This window comes from Mucilaginibacter sp. OAE612 (assembly GCF_041806395.1).
GTDB lineage: Bacteria > Bacteroidota > Bacteroidia > Sphingobacteriales > Sphingobacteriaceae > Mucilaginibacter > Mucilaginibacter rubeus.
The window spans coordinates 6,094,992-6,113,701 of record NZ_JBGMUW010000001.1; the positions used below are offsets into that span (position 1 = coordinate 6,094,992).

The window sequence follows — 18,710 nt, forward strand, 5'->3', positions numbered from 1 at the left end:
ATAATGTTAAAATGTCAAATTCAATCCAAGTACATAATTCGTGGTCGAAGGGGCGTTGCTGCCTACTGTCAGGAATCGTCTTAAACTGTTTGACAGGGGCACCGCCGCGTTTTCATTACCATAAGAGTTTGGTTCAGGATCCATCCCTGACTCTTTGTGATAAGGCGAGAAAAATACAAATGGATTTTGCACCGTGAAATAAGTGCGCAGGCGCATGTTCGCGTGCTTTGAGAGCAGCTTGCTGAAATCATAACCAAGCGTCATTGTCCGGATTTTGAGATAGGATGCATCAAAGTAACCGAGCGTACTGCCATATTTCGGATTATCGCCACTCAGGATACCGCCTGGTTTCGGATATTTTGCTCCTGTGTTATCAGGCGTCCAGTAATCTTCCTGAACGTTATTACTGCGGCCTGTCATCAGGTTCAGATAGCCACCTGAGCCGTACAGGCTACTGATGAGCGTGCCCCCTTTCTTAAAGGCACCTACAACACTAAAATCAAAGCCTTTATATGCCACACGCGTATTAAAGCCGCCTTCGAATTTAGGATCAACATCGATGATCTGACGATCGGCAGCCCCGATGGCCCTTGTTGGCTGACCGTTGGCGTCATAAGTTCCGGTATACAACACTTTGATCATGCCCACATTTCCGCCCGGTTCAAGGGTGCTCAGGTAAGGGTCGCCAGACTGCCACAATCCTATTTTCTTGTAATCGTATATGGCGTTTATATTATGGCCTACGAACCATGCGTTGCCCTCATCACGTGTCTGACCTGAAGCGAGCGCCACAAGTTTATTCCTGTTTCCATAGATATTAATACCCAAATCCCAGGTAAACCCGTTTTTATTGATGAGCGTACCATTCAAACTTAACTCAAGCCCCTTGTTCTGAGTCCGCCCAACGTTTGCAGTATAGCTTCCAACCCCTGCGGTAGGCGGCAGTCCTACGCCCAGTAAGATGTCGTTTGTATTTGTAACATAATATTCAACAGTACCTGATAAGCGATGTTTAAACAAAGAAAAGTCTATTCCATAGTTCCATGTCTTGGAGTATTCCCAACCTAAAGTTGGACTTGGAAGCTGGGTTACATAATAGCCCGTAGCATAGTTTGTGTCGCCGAAATTATACTGACGCGTACCCAAAGTACCTAATGTCTGATAAGCGTTTACTGCCTGGTTTGAGGTTTGCCCAAAGCCCGCGCGCAGTTTCAGATTATCTATGACCGAAATGCCTTTCATGAAAGACTCGTTCATGATATTCCAGCCCGCTGAAACCGCGGGATAAGTGTGCCATTTATGACCTGGAGCTAAACGGGAAGAGGCATCCGAACGCACGGTGGCAGACAGCAGGAAGCGGTCATCGTATGAATACATCACACGACCCATGTAGGACATCAGGCCGCTCTGGCTGTAGTTGCCGTTGCCGATTGTGATTTCGCCGGTTGCTGCACCCAGGTTATAAAACTGGAAAGCATCAGCTGGAATATCTTTGGCCGACATGCTGGAAGAATTATACCTGGTTTGCTCGGTAGAATACAGGGCTACGACATTTATGTTATGCTTTTGGGCGAAAGTATGGTCGTAGGTCAGCAAATTTTCAACCGCCCAGTGATATTGGGCTGAGTTGCTTACGCCCGCTGTTGACGGCGTTGTAGGCGTGGCACTACCAATCCCAACTCCGGTATAATTGCCGTTGTTGCTTTGCACATAATCGAGACCAAGGTTTACCCTGTATTTCAGGCCTTCCACCCACGGAATTTTTACTTCTCCATAAACGGAGTTGTATGTGGCGTAATTTCTTGTTTCGTTGAGCCATTGATCGTGGAGGTTATTGATGATGCCTTTGGTCAACACAAAACTTTCAGACAGTGGCGTTTTAACGGTTCTTTTCAGGCTTCCGTCCGCATTATAGGGATTGGCAAGGGGCGAAAGTCCCAAAACACTGCCAACGCCAACCTGGCTGCCTTCAGTAAGATTATAGTTATTGTTAGTGGTAAAGCCAACTTTAACGTATTTGCCTACATTCTGGTCCACTGATCCTCTCATGGAGTAGCGGGTATATTGCTGCGTAGGAATAAGGCCCTGATTTTTATAATAGCCGCCGCCGAAATTATACGTACCCGTTTGGCTGCCTCCGGAAACACCTACGTCATTGCTGAAAACCATACCGCTTCTGTAAAAAAGCTTCTGCCAGTCGGTATTAACATCGTCCGCTTCGTCTACGGCGTTGGTGTACAGGCCTGCCGCTTTACGTAGTTTTAAAAATTCGGGACCGGTCATCATCGGGTACCTGGCGAAAAGTTTTTGCTCCCCATAATAGGTATTATAGGTAATTTTCGCGGCTCCTCCCACCTGGCCCCTGTTCGTGGTAATAAGTACAACGCCATTTGCTCCCCTCGAGCCGTAAATAGCTGTGGCGGAAGCATCCTTGAGAATATCGATACTTTTAACGTCGTTAGGGTTAATATCTCCAAGAGAGCCGGTAAAAGGGATGCCGTCAAGTACGATCAAAGGATCATTGCTTGCAGTAAGCGACCGTTGGCCCCTGATCAGGATCTGCATCGTTGCACCTGGTTTTGTAGAAGTTTGAGAGACCTCTACGCCGGGTAACCTGCCTTGTATGGCCTGGCTGATATTAGGCGCGGGAATATCACGGATCCGTTCGCCGCTGATCGACGCGACTGAACCCGTTACAGCTTCCCGCCTTTGGCTACCATAGCCGATAACGATCACATCGTTAAGGCTGTTACTGCTTTGGCTAAGACGAATGGATAAATGGGTTTGCCCGTTAATCTGGATTTCCTGGTCGGCATAACCAATAAAAGTCACAATAAGCGCCTTCTCGGTTGGAGGGACAGTTATGGTGAAATTGCCGGCAACATCGGTTACTGACGTTGCTTTAGCTGTTTTTGCCCTTACGGTAGCGCCCGGTAAAGGCAGACCCTTCTCATCGACTACGGTACCGTTTATTTTCCTGCCTTGCCCAAATGCTGTAAGGCTGGAAAGCAAAACCGCCAGCAGCAGCAAGAAAGGTTTCTTTTGAATAGTTTGTAATGATTTTTTCATAATTCAGGTTTAAAAAAATTGAAGTTTTTGTGCCATGGAACAATTCGCCCAGGTTTGAGTTTAATATGCTTCCCGTCCGGGCCCCTAATCAGGTTTTTCATTTTATAGTTTGTTAAATCACAACGATAACTTTATTATGACCAGCTTCGCAATCGATTGCGAAATTGATGGTGACATAATGCGGATCTTAATCCGGACGATATCAAATAAATCAGAATGTTTTTTTTAGTTTATAAATTGTATATGGCGGCAGGAATGCCCTCATAGCTATGCCGAAGATCATCGCTTTAAAGGGATTAGGGTAGGACAAATCGCAAAATTCGTGATACATTTGTTCAATGATGCCATTCTGGGTGGTTTCTGCAGTGTTGCCGAATTACTTTGCCTTGAGCGCGCGAACCTCCGAATATCCGGAATGCTGCTTCCGATACATGTACCATTGTGTAAAAAGATGGCTGCGGAGGCTATAGGACGCCTTAAATTGCAGGAGTGGCCTTGTTTTTAGACATATTCCTTTTGATGATCATGTACTCCGACGGTAACATGCCGAAGCGTGTTTTAAAGATCCGCGAAAAATAACTGGGTGTGCCGAAGCCTGTGATATAGGCGATCTGAGCTACATTATAATCACTGATTTCCAGCAACTGGGCTGCTTTGTCAAGTTTGACGTTACGGATGTACTCCACCGGGGTTTGCCCGGTAATTTCCAGAAGTTTGTAATAAAGTGACCCCCGGCTCATGCCCACATGCCGGCTCAGTTCTTCAACTGATAGCCCCGGCTCACTTAATTGGTCTTCTATATATTTCATGATCGAATTTAAAAGCTTTACATCGGCCGACTCCATTTCAACCTGTGGGCTAACCATCTGTATTTGCCTGGAATATGTATCCTTTAGATTTTTGTTCAGGTCAAGAAGGTTATCGATCTTGGTTTGCAGGATTTGGAAATTGAAAGGCTTCGTAAGATAATCATTAGCACCTGTTTTGAGGCCTTTTAACTGATGCTCTTCCCCGGTTGTTGCCGTTAATAATATTACAGGGGTATGGCAGGTGCGCTTATCGGCTTTAATTTTTTTGCTCAACTCAATCCCATCCATGTGGGGCATGTTGATATCACTGACAACCAGGTTAACGTGGGCGCCGAGTGTTTTTTGCCACCCTTCTTTACCGTGGGCCGCCTCAATAATATGATAGTATTTTTTCAGGTGATCCGACAAATAAGAGCGGAATTCGTCGTTGTCCTCTACCAGTAGTACGGTTGGCTTTAGTTCAGGGTTTTCACTGCTGGCCTGCCTGTCTTTAGCGTTTTCTCTATCAGAAACGGGAGGTGTTTCGCAGGTACCGGCCTCCACCGCAGCGGTGAGCGGAAGCCTTACTAAAAAGCTTGTACCTTGTCCTGCTATACTTTCCGCCTGAATGGTGCCGCCGTGAAGTTCTACAAATTCTTTGGTTATGGAGAGGCCTATGCCGGTACCCTGGTTGACTATTGCACTGCTTTGGCGCGATTGATAAAAGCGTTCAAATATTTTTTCGAGATCATCGGCCTGTATGCCAATTCCGGTATCAGTAATCTTAAGCAGCAGGCCTGTGCTCAACAACGAACTCTTTTCAGCCCGGGCGCTGACAGAAACTACCCCGCCGGCAGGGGTGAATTTAAAAGCGTTAGACAACAAGTTGAAAATAACCCGCTCCAGCTTATCCGGGTCAAAGTAAGCCTGCAACTCTTCCTGTTGCACATCAACTTCCAGTGTAACCTGTTTTTTTAAAGCAAGATCCTGAAATGCTTCGCACGACTCGGTGATAAAAGACATAATCTCTCCCGCCGAAAGGCTGAGCTTCAACTTTTGCTCTTCCATTTTACGAAAGTCAAGCAACTGGTTGACCAGGTTGAGTAACCTGCGACCATTTCTATTGATCATTTTCAGATCCTCGATGTCATTCCCCGGAACAGATTTTTCAAGCAGTTTTTCGACCGGGGCCAGGATCAGCGACACCGGGGTTCGAAACTCGTGGCTTAGATCTGTTAAAAACTTTATTTTCAGCAAGTCCAGCTCATGCAAACGTTCAGCTTCCCGCCTTTCCTGTTCAATAAGCTGACTGACTTGAAGTTTCTCCTGGGCCTGCTCGAATTGCCTCCGGATCTTCTGAATACCACGTCTCCTTATGAAAAACAAAGCCGATCCTAAAATAACCACGTAAGCAATATAAGCATAAACTGTTCGCCAGAACGGCGGCAATATAGTTATCCTGATCGTCGTCACCGGGTTATTCCAGTGGTTTTCATCTTTACTGGCCATCACCTCAAAACTGTAGGTCCCGGGATCAATATTGGTATAGCTGGCTGTCCGAATATTTTGAACATAATTCCAGGCTTTATCAAAACCTTTTAGCCGATAAGCATATAAATTCTGTTTAGGAGATGTATAATCCAGTGCCACATAACCGATGGAAAAATTTTGGCCGTATTTCAAAGTGATTTCTTTTGCGGTACTGATATGCTCATGAATCGGTGACTCATTTCCAGGATTTACTATCGCATTATCAACGGTTAAATTGCTTAGAATTACCCGTCCGGGACGAGAGACAACCGGTAATCTCGATGGATTAAAAAAATTAAAGCCGTCCTGACCTCCAAAATAAAGATTGCCGTCCCTGGTTTTTATTCCTGAGCCTGAAGAAAAAGCTCCTTGCTGTACGCCGTTTTCGTTAGTAAAATTGCGGAAAACCCTTCTTTTGTAATCAAACGAACTGATTCCGCGATCTGTGCTTAACCACAGGAAACCTTTATCGTCTTGCAAAATTGATTTTACGAAGGAATTAGCCAGGCCCTGATCTTCACCGTAAGAAATGAATTTTTTTTGATTTTCGTCGAAGTAGCTAATCCCCTGTTTGGTGCCAGACCAAACACTGCCGTCATTAGTTATAAATAAGTTCAGTACAACGTCGTCGGCCAGTGCCGAATTTTTTTTATTGTAATGCGTCCACTTTTGATGCTCAGTATCAAGCACTACGATTCCAGTTCCCATCGAAGCAATCCACATGCGCCCGTCCCGGCCCGGAATAATAGAAGAAATAAAACCGTTAACGGGTAAACTCCGGCTCTGGCCGCCGGCCCCGTTTTGACTTGTGAGATGTGAAAATGAATGGCTATTTTCATCATATATATCTATTCCCCGACCCAGTGTACCTATCCAAATTCTGCCACTCGCGTCGGCGTTAATACAAGTAATATCATTGCTACAAATTCCATGACCATTGCCCTCAGCTGTATATTGTAGATATCTATGAGTAGCGGTGTCGATTCGGAAAAGCCCGTTATGGTAAGTTCCCGCCCACAAGTTTCCTTTCCTGTCTATATAAAGTGATGTTACGGCCAGTGAGCTTCCGCGGCGTTTCAACTTACTTTGTATATCATAGGAATGCAAAAGGCCTGTCTTTTTGTTGAGCAAGCCAATACCTGCGTCGGTCCCTACAAAAATGCCCCCGTTGCTACATTCCGCGAAAGCGGTTACAAGCGGAGATTTTAGACCGAGAGGATCGAAAGGGTCACTTTTCTTGTGATTGAAGAGTGCAAGATGAGGGTCGTATTTTCCGATCCCTTCGGTAAAAGTTCCAACCCAATATATACCTGCAGGGTCAATAAATATGCTGCGTATGGAATTGCTTTTCAGGCTACCCGCATTCCTGGGATCTGCGGTCAATTGCTGAAAAACCTCTAGTTGAGGATCGAATAAATTGACCCCACCCTCTGTTCCGATCCAGATCTTTCCGTCTTTAGCCAGGCACATCGTGAAAATTGCATTATTGTCCAGACCCAGGGGCGATTGATTGCCAGAACGAAAAATTTCAAAATGCCCATCGTCTGTCCACTTGTTCAGCCCGTCGTACGTACCAAACCAAATGCTGCCTTTTCTATCTTCAATGATTGCTTTAACCGTGTTATTACTTAACGTGTACCTGCCCTGTTCATTGTGCGAAAACCTTTTGAAGGAATTTGACGACCATTCATACAGGTATAACCCGTAATTGGTACCAATCCACATCCGCTGTCGACTATCTTCGAACAAAGAGAGGACGACAAACGCGCCCGCGTCCTTTTTATCAGGTTCCGGAATCTTAACAGGCGTAATTCTGCCGGTTTTCGCATCAATTATCCGGAGATCTTCATAGGTGCCTACCCATAATTTGCCCTGGTGGTCCTGGCAAATAGCCCTGACTGATATGTCTGAAATTTCTCGCCAGGAACCATCTCCCCTGAAAGGTTCGAACCGATCAAACTTGCGGTTGTAATAAGAAAGCCCCCCTCCGCTGGTACCAACCCATATCCGCCCACTTTTATCTTCAAACATTGACAAGACTTCGTTGGAAGGAATACTATTACCAGATGCGCCATGCCTGTAAATAACGAAATTACTGCCATCGAATTTATTAAGCCCGTTTCCGGTTCCGAACCACATCAATCCAAACCGGTCTTTTATAATGGTATTTACGGTATTCGAAGACAATCCTTCTTTTATCGTAATAGATGTAAAGTTTATAGCAGCCTGTCCATAAATTTGAGATGGGACATACAAAAAGAGCAGGCATGTCAATATATAACAGCTTTTAAACTTAAGCATAATAAAATATGATGAATAGTCACTCGCAGCAACCAATAAAGGCTTCAGTAATATATTTTAATTGGTGTTGTTTTGACAAATATAACCCAGTTGATGCAAATATCATTGTTAATTTATGACTATAGGGTATTTCCAGGCTTATTCTCAAAGGTTTCGTCTTTTTATCAGGCGGCAGCGGGTCTTATTCGCCATCATTTTTGGGACATCCCAGACTGTTTAAAAACGTATGTAAAAAAAGAAAATCCGCCGATTTCGTGCGAAACTCGGCGGATTTTGCGGAAAAGATGTGGAGATCGGATTATTCAGGGCCTCAAAAACAACTCCCAAACACGGTTTTTGGGCTCTGGGAGTAGTTTTTTATTCCCTCATTGTGAATTTGACTGACTTTTGATTGTCTTTACTATCAACACAAAACGGTGCCCTCAAGCGCATGGAACATAATGGCCAAGACCTCCGAAATATCCATATATTTGATCTAATCGAACGCGAAAAACTTTTATTCGATTGCATTTGCATGGATCTGCTTCAACGCTGATAATCAAACTCCGCCGCCAAATTAAGGCAACATGATTTCTGCAACATTGCGTTGGTTATAAAGATTCCAATGCGCTTCTGCCACCTCTGCTGCTGTTATCGTTGGCATTCCATCCTGAAAATCCCCTTTGTGTTTACCCTCACTTACAACCAAAGCACCAATTGACACAATACCAGCAAAAATGCTGTCCTCTTTCAGGTCCATGTTGAGCAACCGCGCATAATTTAATAAAGCGCCTGCGGCAACGCCGAAGCTGGCGGTTCTGTTTACTGGATGCTGGGCGGAGGACGCAGTAGTAAACAAGACGCTACCGTCTTTCCTTTCCAGCATTTGTGGGAGTACAACCTGCACGGCAGTTATTGCAGCGAGTACCTGGTAGTCGAGATGATATTGTTCATTTGCTATATCTATATTCCGGGCAGTCCGCATACTTTCCCAGGTGGGGGTCGGACTGAATTCCAATATATCAATTGCTCCGTAATGGTGGATAACCTCTTGCAGTGCGCGTGTCAACTGTCCCCGGTCTAATATATCGGCCTGGAAAGTTGCAGCCTCAATGCCTTTTTTTAACAGATCGTCTTTCAGCGCATTTAGTTTTTCCACATTTCTCGCAAGCAGCGCAACATTGTAGCCTTCAATTCCGAATTTTTCTGCCACGGCAAATCCTACACCCGGACCCGCACCGACAATGGCTATTGTTTTTTTCATCTTTATTCTTTTTTGTTTTTTCATTGATCAGTTAATTTGTACAGTCATTACCGGGCGCACAGGTATCACCCCGTCTAACATGGATCAGGCCGGGGTTGTCCTTCTTCCATTCAGTGTAAGCAGTTTGCAGTACTTTAAGAATTTCAGTACCGGGCTGAGCGCCAGCGATGGCATATTTGCGATCTATTACAAAGAAAGGAACCCCTTTTGCCCCCAGCCTGGATGCTTCTGCACCGTCTGCTTCCACCTGATGTTGAAAAACAGGATTGGTGAGGGCTTCTTTCACCTCTGTAGCCGTCAGGCCTATACTAATTCCAAGTTCTGTTAGAACCGCATCATCAGAAAGATTCTTGCCCTCTGTGAAATAGGCATAAAACAGGCGTTCTTCTGCTTTTTCTCCCAGTCCCTTTGTTTTTGCCATTTGGATAATACGATGCGCTTTCAGCGAGTTAGTGACAAGCATTTTATCGAAATTGTATTGCAGTCCCGCATTCTTAGCCATTATTCCTACCTGTCCGTGCATGGCAACCGAGCGCTCATAGCTGATCCCTTTCCTTGCAGCCACAAACTGGCACATGTTTTCCTGATACTGAGGCACTTCCGACATGACAGGGTCAAGCTGGAAACTCTTCCATTCCACCTCCATATTGTCCCTGTCAGGAAATTTTTCCAGGGCAGCTTCAAAGTTCCTTTTGCCGATATAGCAAAACGGGCATATCACATCGCTCCAGATCTCTATTTTCATTTTTTTGTGCTTTCTTTTTTAAACGGCATTACTATTTACAGTTTTGCGGTCACCGGATAGTTTAGTTTTCTGAAATAGTAGTAGGATACACATAGTATGGCAAACGGGATCAGCGGTGCTATACCTTTTGCGGGGCCATCAGCGAGCCAGTGCCCCAGGCTTGCGGAAAGCAGCAATATTCCGAAAGCGACATAAGCCCATTCTTTGAACATAACGGGCACGGCGGGGATGAGGATAATTATGGCGCCAACGATCTTACAGATGTCTAATTCCAGACCAAAGTAAGCCGGGAAGCCAAGTCTGTGTATGGACTCTATTAAATACGCTTTCGGGGCAAAATAGGACGGCAGCACAATCAGCGCCATGGCGATAATGATAACTATCCAATAAATTCTTTTTTCTTTCTGCATGGTTCAAATATTTACGGCACAAAATTATTTTGAAGTAACTTTATAAATGTTATCTGTTACCCTTTGGAAACCGGTTTCCTCTATGAAACTAAGCCGCTAACCATAAATCGACCATCGTAATTTTGCAGTAATATGAATACAAAAAAGCAAGCCCCGGAAATACCTGATTGTAAAGAGCAATTGATTGCGATAAAGGATACGATGATCTTATTATCGGGGAAATGGAAAATTCAGATTATCGGATGGCTTCTGCTATATGGCAAGGTGCGGTTTATGGATCTGCTGCGTGGAATAGATGGTATTGCTGCCAAAATGCTTTCTAAAGAGTTACAGGAACTGGAGCAAAATCAAATAGTAGCCCGGACCGTGATGCCTACGAAGCCGATAACGGTGGAATATGAGTTAACAGAACATGGTAAGACTTTAAGCGGAGTAATTGAAGCTATTTCGGCCTGGGGAGTTACGCATCGTAAATTCCTGTTTAAAAAATAAGCTAAACAGGAATTCTATTATGCATACTGACGCCAACTAAGTTGAAACTCTTAGGATCCTTTCCGCTTCGTCGAGCATAAGCCCATTTTGCGGCAAATACCTAAAATACGCAAGACCTCTTCATCTCTATTAATGGTTACAAAGATCAACACCGAAAGTGCTTTGTCGGTTTATCATTTAGACGCATTGATTGATTACCTTGAACAATTGACCTTAAGCGTTCCGGAGCAACCTCTTGCATGCTTTTTTCATGAAGAACTTTTTAGAAAGCTTTATCTAAGCGATTTTAGCCTGTTTTGGTGGTGAATATGACGTAATTTTTGCAAAAAAATTTCTTGAATAAGCCCCTAAACAACCTGATAAAGCACAAAAAAAGCCACTTACTGTTTTCGTAAGTGGCTGATTATCAAGGTGGAGAATATCGGAGTCGAACCGATGACCTCTTGCATGCCATGCAAGCGCTCTAGCCAGCTGAGCTAATCCCCCGTGGTGGGCTGCAAATATAGAATTTTGTGAATTAAAATGAAATTCTATTGTTATTTATTTTATCCAATCCTGTCTCAGCTGCCATTACTATCGGTTTGTTTAATTTAAACTTTAAATATATATGCTGTTGGTTTGCCTTAATTTTCCGGCGGAACGAAAGCTTAATAAAAAAGTAAAGCCCCTGATGGGCAGGGGCCTTTACTAACCAATTATAAACCTAAATTATGAGAAGACTACTTTATGTATTGTGTTATTTTTAACACGGTGTAAAAGTAACACTAAGTTTTGATATTCGGAAAATATATTTTGTAATTGTTTTGTAAGTTTTATCAATTACATTGCCATCCGGTATCTTATTGTCAAAAATAAGAATAAAACATTATTAAATTACCAATTTTTTCAAATTATTTTATAATAATCGCCACATCGTTCATTTTCATCAAAAAAAGATTCGGTTTTATTTATAAAATTTACAAAAATTTAATTTTAAATGATTTTTAAAGTAAAATTAGGATCCAAACCTATATTAAAATTAAATTTCAAAGCATATTGTATGCTTAAAGCAAAACAATCGCCAATTTTTCTTTAAAAAACTCCAAAATACCACATTTTTTTTGCCTTAATACTGCTTTTAGCTCTTTAAAGAACGATTGCCTGCTAAAACAATTTATGTTCTAAACGCAGTTACATAATAAAAATTACTTTACAAAGGCTTTTTTTTAAAGATGCTTTAACACTTTTGCAGCAAAAATATACTGCCTTTTAAAATATGTCATCAACACATACCGCAAAACAACACCCGCATCTTACGCCATTAACTTTATGGATCATGACCATAGCTACAGGTTTGGTGGTAGCCAACATATATTATAACCAACCATTACTGGCCGATATGGCGAATACTTTTGGCGTAAGCGATAAAAAAGCGCAGCAAATATCGCTTTTTACGCAAATTGGCTACGCTACGGGTTTATTATTTATAGTGCCATTGGCGGATATGCTTAAGCGTAAGCGTCTTATTTTAATTGATTTTGTGCTCATGATCATATCGTTAATAGCCAGCGCCATGGCGCCTTCCGTAACTATACTTATGATAGCGGGTTTTTTGGTGGGCGTATCATCGATTATTCCGCAATTGCTGATCCCAATGGCGGCCCACTTAGCCAGGCCACATGAGCGGGGTAAGAAGATTGGCTTTGTAATGAGCGGCTTATTAATCGGCATTTTGCTGTCACGCACATTAAGCGGCTTTATAGGCGAGCATTTCGGCTGGCGAAGCATGTTTTATATAGCCGCCGGGTTAATGTTGCTCATCTGGGTTATGATATTTTTGTTTTTGCCCGAAATTGAACCCGATTATAAAGGCAATTACGGTAAATTGATGAAATCATTGATCCATTTAGTAAAAACCCAACCTAAATTAAGATTGGCAGCATTCAGAGGGGCTTTATGTTTTGCCGGTTTCAGCGCATTTTGGACAACGCTGGTATTCCTGTTAAAACAGCCTCAGTTTAATGAGGGCAGCGCCGCTGCGGGTATGTTTGGCCTTGTTGGCGCTTTCGGTGCGGTAGCCGTTGGCTTTATGGGCCGCCTGAGTGATAAAATGGATGCATACAAATTATCAATTTATACACTTTCGCTCATCCTGATCTCTTTTATTGTATTCTATTTTTCGAGCCATAGTATAATAGGGCTCATCATCGGGGTTATTCTGCTTGATATGGGTGTGCAGGCTACTCATATCTCTAACCAGTCTATTATTTTTGCATTGATCCCGGAAGCCCGCAATCGTATCAATACAGTGTACATGGTGTCTTATTTTATAGGCGGGGCTTTAGGCACGTTCTTCGCCAGCTTAGTTTGGAAAAACTATGAGTGGAACGGAGTGTGTGCTATTGGAACTGCCTTATCAGTAATAGTGATCATAGTGCATTTGTTAAACTACAAAAAATCGTCCGCTACTGCTACTGATGTTCGGTAACGTATGCCTGTTTATCTGCTTTGAATAGTTGTCGGCATTGAATTGATCAAAAAAAGTAAAAATTTCTTCTAAAAAAACACCCCTGTATTACAGTCATTTACATCGTATTGTAAAATAAATCTGATTTTTTAATGACTTTTTTTGCTCTCCGATAAAAGTTTGGCATTGATTTAGATCAGTACTTATCAAACGCAGTTGTTATGAAAGCAAAAGACAAAGCGGTTAAACCTGAAGAAGAGAAAGAGTGGGAAAACCCAGTGGAACCGACAAAAACTTCAGACCCACGCGATGAGGAGCAAATATTAAGGCAATATAAAGAAGCAAAACGCCGCCATGATAACCTCACCGAAAACGGAAACGAAAAAAAGAAAGACTAAAACGGAGACATTAAAATATTAAAAACATCAAAACCTACAACATGAAAACGCAAAAACAAACATCAACCACCAAACTAATAGCAAGCTTTGATAATGCACTTAAAAACATCATCATGAGCGACTTAAAAGCTATCAAAACTAAAACGCCCTATTTAACGCCGGCAGCTTAAACTAAATATAAAAAACATCACCTACACTACATCTACCTATGAAAGCATATAAACCAACCCCCGCAATAACTAAATTACTTGCACGCTTTGATGCCGAATTATTGGAGCTGTTGAGGGAAGATCTGAAAAACTACAGGGCCAAAACCCAATTCATGAGCAACAACAAGCAGGTAGCAGCACAGCAAACGCTGTCTGCCGCTTGATCAACATATATATATATCTACCTATCGAGTACTAACATCACCTATGAAAACGTGGAGCCCTGCAAAAAACAGGGCTCTATTTTTTTTAGTAAAGCCGGGCAAGCTTAATGCTATCTTTGTATAATATTAAATAACAATATATTAACACTTTGGTCACCTAAAGGAAATGCATGAAACGGTTATTTGGGTAAAGCGGCGGGCGAATGACCTATGCAGTTAAACACCATATTGCACCATCTATTTACGCGTGGTACCGTTAACCAGGTGATGAACAAATCGGTTACGGTCAATTGATCCTGCACGAGCAGGAGCTAAAGACTGATTGTCTGTATGGTGTATTGCTATCTGTGAAATTACATACTCTACATAAATACAAACATTATGGACCAGGTTAATTATCCCATAGTAACAATTGTAGTTATTGCTGTTATTATTTTGCTGGTTTGGATCATCAGGCGAAACCAGAAAGATGAAAAAAAGCTGGAACAGGATATCATCCAATCCGAACTAAAACCAGAAGAAAATAATGATAAGGAAATAGAATCCTGAGCTTGTTGTTAAAAGCAACCTGGCGAAATAACATATCCCAGCGTCAGTGCGTACAGCAATAATGGTCTTTTCCTTTAAGGAAGTCGCTGAATTTACTATGATTTCCTATCTGCTTCAGTATATTTAACAATTAACCCGGCTGTTTTGGCTGATGCCCCCGGCTGCCCCATGCGCACATCAAGCTCGTCATAATTATTGAGCATGTTTTGGCGATAGGTTACATCATTGACAATCAGTTTTAACTCTTCACCTATCTTGTGGGCCGTACACTCTTCCTGGATCAACTCCTTCACTACCGCTTTATCCATGATCAGATTAACCAGCGATATAAATTTGAGTTTAACCAGCATGCGCGCTATGGCGATGGTTAATTTCCCGCCTTTATACACCACTACCTGCGGCACGTTAAACAGCGCGGTTTCAAGTGTCGCGGTGCCGGAAGCTACAACAGCTGCATGGGCACGATTCAGCAGATCGTAAGTGCCGTTGAATACAACGGGGATCTCGGCGCCGTTTAAGTACGGCGCATAATAATCAGCCTGAAAAGCCGGTGCACCGGCAATTACAAACTGGTATTCAGGAAAGTAGGCCGAAGCCCGGATCATATCGGGCAGCAGTCTGCTGATTTCCTGTTTGCGGCTGCCGGGTAACAGTGCTATAATTTTTTTTACGCCAAGTTTATTTTTTTGCAGGAAAGCAGGGTCAGGATCAAATGCCGAAACCGCATCAAGCAAAGGGTTGCCTACGTAATCAACATCCATTCCCCACTCTTTGTAAAACGCCACCTCAAAAGGCAATATGCAAAATAGATGGTCAACAATGCGTTTGATTTTTAACACCCGCTTCTGGTTCCAGGCCCAAACTTTGGGCGAAATATAGTAGTTAACCGGTATGCCGTTAGCTTTGGCGTATTCGGCTATTTTGAGGTTAAAGCCGGGAAAATCTATCAGGATCAATACGTCGGGGTGGTAAGCAGAGATATCCCGCTTGCACGATCGCATGTTTTTAAGAATGGTTTGCAGGTTGGCAACCACTTCAACAAAGCCCATAAAAGCCATATCGGCATAATGCTTTACCAGTGTGCCGCCCTCGGCCTGCATCAGGTCGCCGCCAAAAAAACGGAAATCAGCACCAGGGTCAAGCGATTTGAGTGCTTTCATCAAATTAGCCCCGTGCAAATCGCCCGAAGCTTCGCCGGCTACCAGGTAATATTTCATTATAAGGATTGCAATTTAAAAATGAATATGGCCAGCATAAACAAAAGCGAGATCATAGCGATACCGTTTCCCGTTTTATCGGCCCCTTTTCCATAAAAATAACGGATGATAAACAAATTGATAGCAAAAGCTACAAAGTATGGAATGCCCGGCTTATGCATGAAAACCAGTTGATTTTTAAGCAGAAATCCAAAAACAAACAGACTAACACCTGGCAGTATGGCGCCAATGAGCAGGCCTAAGGATACGTCGTTTTTGTTTAGCATAATTACAGGTTGAATTTCCAGTTGTTTAAGTAGGGGATAACGTGGTGTGCGGTCATATCAAACTGCACCGGCACAACCGAAGCATAACCCTGTTCCAAAGCCCACACATCGGTATCCTCGCCGCCATCATTTAATTGAAAAACGCCGGTAAGCCAGTAATAAGGCCTTTTATGCGGATCTATGCGTTCATCAAATTCTTCGGCCCATTTGGCAGCCGCCTGCCTGCATATTTTAATGCCTTTAATGTGTTTGGTACCAGGAAAGTTTACATTTAACAAACTGGCTTGTGGTAAACCATGGGCTAAAACCTGTAAAGCAAGTTCTTTTACAAACTTGATACAAGGCTCAAAATCGGCTTGCAAAGTATAATCATCTAACGAAAAACCTATCGACGGGATACCCTCAATGGCTCCCTCAACCGCTGCCGACATCGTGCCCGAATACAGCACATTGATAGAGTTATTAAGGCCATGGTTAATGCCCGAAACACAAAGATCAGGCTTTTTACCTTTAAAGATCTTGTTAACAGCCAGCTTTACGCAATCAACCGGAGTGCCCGAGCAGCGGTACATTTCAATGCCCTCGTAAATGTCAACCTGGTCAAGCCGTAAAGGTTTGCCGATGGTAATGGCATGCCCCATACCCGATTGCGGGCTATCCGGAGCAACAACTACAACACGGCCAATTTCGGCCATAGCATCCATCAGGGCTTTGATGCCCGGCGCGGTGATGCCATCGTCATTTACAACAAGTATGGTGGGTTTGGTAACTTTCATTGGGCAAAGTTAACAATCCTCAACAATGTAGCCGGCCCGGCTCATTCTACTTTTAATTTAACCGAGTTTACCCAAATGGCATCCCTGTCAAAACTGGCTTTGAAATTCCGAAGCATAAAGTTTTTATCAGCTTGTATTTTGTCCCTGAAAACCTGTTTGCCGTTTATGTTTACAACAACCGGTTGCTCCAGGTTTACCATTAGTGGGCTAATCATTATCTCTGTTTCTTTTACACCCGATGTTTCAAGGTTGAATGTATTATTAAAAAATGTCCCTTTAACGGCGGCGCTTTTGTTCAGGCCCTGATACTGCCGGTACCCGGTGTCGATCCCTTTTTTGATCTTATTATAACTAGGAAAAGTAAGTGACTGATGCCAGGCAGCACGATTAAGCCCGATATCGATACCCGTTAGTTTTATCCATGCGTACGAATTATAAATTTTATCGCTATAGCATTCCCAATAGATTTTGTTTTTGAATAAGTTACGGCTCACACTATTTATAAATACGGGTGTATAAGGAAGGTCGGTGTTTAAATGCTTATCGTAATGTTGGTAGCCGATGTATTCTTTGTAAATCAGATGATCATGCCTATCTTTTAACCAATCCATAATGATGCGGGTTTGTTGGATGGGGCGCAGATCGTCGAGGTCAGAATGTACCACGTATAGCGGACTGTTTATAATGTTTCTGATATAAAAGTCACGGGCAAAGATATTGTCGAACATTGAATTATACGCCATAGAGCCGGCGAATTGATTTGGCGTGTAAAGCCCCAAACCAATGGCGCCGTCCGAGCCATCTGAATGCCCTAAAGCAAATATTTTGCTGTCATTGATGTTAACTTGCTTTTTTACCGAAATTAATATATTGGCCAGTGTTTGATAGGTAAAATTTGGCACATCGCGATCGCGAAAAGCTTTTTTATTTAATACCCAGTTGAAGAACTTTTTAGGGTCACCAATCGGCCTGATAATGATGTTGTCCTGCTTTTTAAGGATGGCAAAAATGATATCATCGTCAAATTTTTGAATGCTGTCTGCATCGGCGAAACTACTTTGGCCAACGGCACCATGAAGTAATAGTATACAAGTGGTTTTACGTGTGTTACTATAAGAAACAGGCACAAACACCCTGAACGGCACTTTACCAAACAGCGAATCAGTATAGTAGAAAAGATAGTCTTTGCCGCCTTTTATATCCGGGTAATCATGCCAGTTGCTAAGCAGTTTAAAGGTTGAATCGGCGTCGATCTTATTGTTAACCCGGATCTGGCTGATCCTTTTCTCGGCGTTGGATGCGGCTTTTTCTAAAGCGTTTTCCTGTGCAGATAATGTAGATGAGAATGTAAAAAATAAAATAAATAAGATTAGATGGTTGAGGTTTAGTTTCATGTTTTGTAGTTATAAGTACTTATATGACACGCCTGCATCGGAATAGTTGCATATATAATATTTAATAATATTGGGTTTATTTACATGGCGGCTATATTGGTAACAAAATGAATTTTAGTTATATTTGATTTATGCTGACTACAGATAAAAAAAAGAAATACACCGTGGAGGATTATTTGATGCTTGAGGAAGGTGCGCCATTTCAGCTGATCAACTATGATTTAATTATGTCGCCTTCGCCTATTCCTGCCCACCAACAGTTATCTGCTAAAATTATACAGCTATTGTCTAACTTTTTAGATAGCATAAATGATAATGGCTTTCTTGTAAGCGCACCAATGGATGTAAAATTTGATGATGGAAATGTACTTCAGCCCGATATACTTTATATAAAAGAAGGCAGGGTTGCCGACCTTGTAAAAGACAGGATAGAAGGAGCCCCGGATTTAATCATCGAAATCCTTTCTCCTTCTACTGCTTACTATGATTTAAGGCAAAAAAAGGATGTTTATGAAAAATACGGCGTAGCAGAATATATCATTATAGATCCGGTACAGGAAAATGCCGATATGTATAAGCTAACTCATGAAGGTTATAGTTTAGAGCAGAAAGCGCTTAAAACAGAAAACCTAACTTCAATAGTAATTCCAGGTTTTAAACTGGAGCTTTCAAAGCTATTTAAATAGTGAAAGCCCCGTTACTGAGGCTTTCAA

Annotated in this window: 16 protein-coding genes and 1 tRNA gene; 7 read left to right on the forward strand and 10 right to left on the reverse strand. The window is 42.5% G+C overall.

Annotated features, from left to right (window positions below):
- Positions 1 to 6: 6 nt before the first annotated feature.
- The 5 genes from ABID99_RS25440 to ABID99_RS25460 all read right to left on the reverse strand — a co-directional run bounded on the left by ABID99_RS25440 (position 7) and on the right by ABID99_RS25460 (position 10,086).
- Positions 7 to 3,069 (reverse strand): SusC/RagA family TonB-linked outer membrane protein, encoded by a 3,063-nt coding sequence (locus ABID99_RS25440; protein ID WP_373615503.1) that lies wholly within the window; start codon positions 3,067 to 3,069, stop codon positions 7 to 9.
- A 476-nt stretch (positions 3,070 to 3,545) separates the two neighbouring features.
- Positions 3,546 to 7,688 (reverse strand): two-component regulator propeller domain-containing protein, encoded by a 4,143-nt coding sequence (locus tag ABID99_RS25445; protein WP_373615504.1) that lies wholly within the window; start codon positions 7,686 to 7,688, stop codon positions 3,546 to 3,548.
- A 556-nt stretch (positions 7,689 to 8,244) separates the two neighbouring features.
- The gene (locus ABID99_RS25450; RefSeq protein ID WP_188833678.1) at positions 8,245 to 8,955 is read right to left on the reverse strand and encodes an SDR family oxidoreductase; all 711 of its coding nucleotides are present in this window, start codon (positions 8,953 to 8,955) and stop codon (positions 8,245 to 8,247) included.
- Between the two features lie 7 nt (positions 8,956 to 8,962).
- Positions 8,963 to 9,676: a DsbA family oxidoreductase gene (locus ABID99_RS25455; RefSeq protein WP_373615505.1), complete on the reverse strand. Its 714-nt coding sequence runs from the start codon at positions 9,674 to 9,676 to the stop codon at positions 8,963 to 8,965.
- 35 nt (positions 9,677 to 9,711) lie between these two features.
- A complete protein-coding gene (locus tag ABID99_RS25460; RefSeq protein ID WP_090532466.1) occupies positions 9,712 to 10,086 on the reverse strand; it encodes a DoxX family protein in 375 nt (124 codons plus the stop codon).
- Between the two features lie 132 nt (positions 10,087 to 10,218).
- Between ABID99_RS25460 and ABID99_RS25465 the strand changes: the two genes are divergently transcribed.
- Positions 10,219 to 10,578, forward strand: a complete 360-nt coding sequence (locus ABID99_RS25465) for a helix-turn-helix domain-containing protein (RefSeq protein ID WP_090532468.1) — start codon at positions 10,219 to 10,221, stop codon at positions 10,576 to 10,578.
- Positions 10,579 to 10,990: 412 nt separating this feature from the next.
- Here ABID99_RS25465 and ABID99_RS25470 read toward each other — a convergent pair.
- Positions 10,991 to 11,064, reverse strand: a tRNA-Ala gene (locus tag ABID99_RS25470).
- Positions 11,065 to 11,833: 769 nt separating this feature from the next.
- Here ABID99_RS25470 and ABID99_RS25475 point away from each other — a divergent pair.
- The 5 genes from ABID99_RS25475 to ABID99_RS25495 all read left to right on the forward strand — a co-directional run bounded on the left by ABID99_RS25475 (position 11,834) and on the right by ABID99_RS25495 (position 14,344).
- On the forward strand, positions 11,834 to 13,045 hold the full coding sequence (locus tag ABID99_RS25475) for an MFS transporter (protein WP_217633196.1): 1,212 nt from the start codon (positions 11,834 to 11,836) through the stop codon (positions 13,043 to 13,045).
- A 200-nt stretch (positions 13,046 to 13,245) separates the two neighbouring features.
- Complete coding sequence (locus tag ABID99_RS25480; RefSeq protein WP_167516293.1) at positions 13,246 to 13,422, forward strand: hypothetical protein; 177 nt, start codon at positions 13,246 to 13,248, stop codon at positions 13,420 to 13,422.
- Between the two features lie 41 nt (positions 13,423 to 13,463).
- On the forward strand, positions 13,464 to 13,592 hold the full coding sequence (locus ABID99_RS25485) for a hypothetical protein (protein ID WP_255485329.1): 129 nt from the start codon (positions 13,464 to 13,466) through the stop codon (positions 13,590 to 13,592).
- A 38-nt stretch (positions 13,593 to 13,630) separates the two neighbouring features.
- The gene (locus ABID99_RS25490) at positions 13,631 to 13,795 is read left to right on the forward strand and encodes a hypothetical protein (protein ID WP_158604167.1); all 165 of its coding nucleotides are present in this window, start codon (positions 13,631 to 13,633) and stop codon (positions 13,793 to 13,795) included.
- Between the two features lie 381 nt (positions 13,796 to 14,176).
- Positions 14,177 to 14,344 carry a hypothetical protein gene (locus tag ABID99_RS25495; RefSeq protein WP_167516292.1) on the forward strand — a complete coding sequence of 56 codons (168 nt, stop codon included), beginning with the start codon at positions 14,177 to 14,179 and terminating at the stop codon, positions 14,342 to 14,344.
- 95 nt (positions 14,345 to 14,439) lie between these two features.
- On the opposite strand, the gene lpxB is transcribed toward ABID99_RS25495, so the two are convergent.
- From lpxB to ABID99_RS25515, 4 genes are read right to left on the reverse strand one after another with little or no spacing between them, the layout of a single operon-like run.
- Positions 14,440 to 15,561 carry a lipid-A-disaccharide synthase gene (lpxB, locus tag ABID99_RS25500; RefSeq protein ID WP_188833681.1) on the reverse strand — a complete coding sequence of 374 codons (1,122 nt, stop codon included), beginning with the start codon at positions 15,559 to 15,561 and terminating at the stop codon, positions 14,440 to 14,442.
- Positions 15,561 to 15,827, reverse strand: coding sequence for a hypothetical protein (locus ABID99_RS25505; protein ID WP_090532473.1), 267 nt, complete (start codon positions 15,825 to 15,827; stop codon positions 15,561 to 15,563). Before ABID99_RS25505 ends, lpxB begins: the two co-directional genes overlap by 1 nt.
- Before the next feature lie 2 nt (positions 15,828 to 15,829).
- A complete protein-coding gene (surE, locus tag ABID99_RS25510; protein ID WP_090532475.1) occupies positions 15,830 to 16,603 on the reverse strand; it encodes a 5'/3'-nucleotidase SurE in 774 nt (257 codons plus the stop codon).
- Positions 16,604 to 16,644: 41 nt separating this feature from the next.
- Entirely contained in the window at positions 16,645 to 17,997 is a 1,353-nt protein-coding gene (locus ABID99_RS25515; protein WP_373615507.1) for a hypothetical protein, read from the reverse strand.
- A gap of 131 nt (positions 17,998 to 18,128) precedes the next feature.
- Between ABID99_RS25515 and ABID99_RS25520 the strand changes: the two genes are divergently transcribed.
- Complete coding sequence (locus ABID99_RS25520) at positions 18,129 to 18,683, forward strand: Uma2 family endonuclease (RefSeq protein ID WP_188833683.1); 555 nt, start codon at positions 18,129 to 18,131, stop codon at positions 18,681 to 18,683.
- The last annotated feature ends 27 nt before the right edge of the window (positions 18,684 to 18,710 follow it).

Excerpts from the sequence above, each read along its gene's own strand:
- ABID99_RS25485 (WP_255485329.1), top strand. The coding sequence starts at position 13,464 with ATGAAAACGCAAAAACAAACATCAACCACCAAACTAATAGCAAGCTTT.
- ABID99_RS25455 (WP_373615505.1), bottom strand. The coding sequence starts at position 9,676 with ATGAAAATAGAGATCTGGAGCGATGTGATATGCCCGTTTTGCTATATC.
- ABID99_RS25445 (WP_373615504.1), bottom strand. The coding sequence starts at position 7,688 with ATGCTTAAGTTTAAAAGCTGTTATATATTGACATGCCTGCTCTTTTTG.
- ABID99_RS25440 (WP_373615503.1), bottom strand. The coding sequence starts at position 3,069 with ATGAAAAAATCATTACAAACTATTCAAAAGAAACCTTTCTTGCTGCTG.
- ABID99_RS25490 (WP_158604167.1), top strand. The coding sequence starts at position 13,631 with ATGAAAGCATATAAACCAACCCCCGCAATAACTAAATTACTTGCACGC.
- ABID99_RS25520 (WP_188833683.1), top strand. The coding sequence starts at position 18,129 with ATGCTGACTACAGATAAAAAAAAGAAATACACCGTGGAGGATTATTTG.
- lpxB (WP_188833681.1), bottom strand. The coding sequence starts at position 15,561 with ATGAAATATTACCTGGTAGCCGGCGAAGCTTCGGGCGATTTGCACGGG.
- surE (WP_090532475.1), bottom strand. The coding sequence starts at position 16,603 with ATGAAAGTTACCAAACCCACCATACTTGTTGTAAATGACGATGGCATC.
- ABID99_RS25450 (WP_188833678.1), bottom strand. The coding sequence starts at position 8,955 with ATGAAAAAACAAAAAAGAATAAAGATGAAAAAAACAATAGCCATTGTC.
- ABID99_RS25475 (WP_217633196.1), top strand. The coding sequence starts at position 11,834 with ATGTCATCAACACATACCGCAAAACAACACCCGCATCTTACGCCATTA.
- ABID99_RS25505 (WP_090532473.1), bottom strand. The coding sequence starts at position 15,827 with ATGCTAAACAAAAACGACGTATCCTTAGGCCTGCTCATTGGCGCCATA.
- ABID99_RS25465 (WP_090532468.1), top strand. The coding sequence starts at position 10,219 with ATGAATACAAAAAAGCAAGCCCCGGAAATACCTGATTGTAAAGAGCAA.
- ABID99_RS25515 (WP_373615507.1), bottom strand. The coding sequence starts at position 17,997 with ATGAAACTAAACCTCAACCATCTAATCTTATTTATTTTATTTTTTACA.
- ABID99_RS25480 (WP_167516293.1), top strand. The coding sequence starts at position 13,246 with ATGAAAGCAAAAGACAAAGCGGTTAAACCTGAAGAAGAGAAAGAGTGG.
- ABID99_RS25460 (WP_090532466.1), bottom strand. The coding sequence starts at position 10,086 with ATGCAGAAAGAAAAAAGAATTTATTGGATAGTTATCATTATCGCCATG.
- ABID99_RS25495 (WP_167516292.1), top strand. The coding sequence starts at position 14,177 with ATGGACCAGGTTAATTATCCCATAGTAACAATTGTAGTTATTGCTGTT.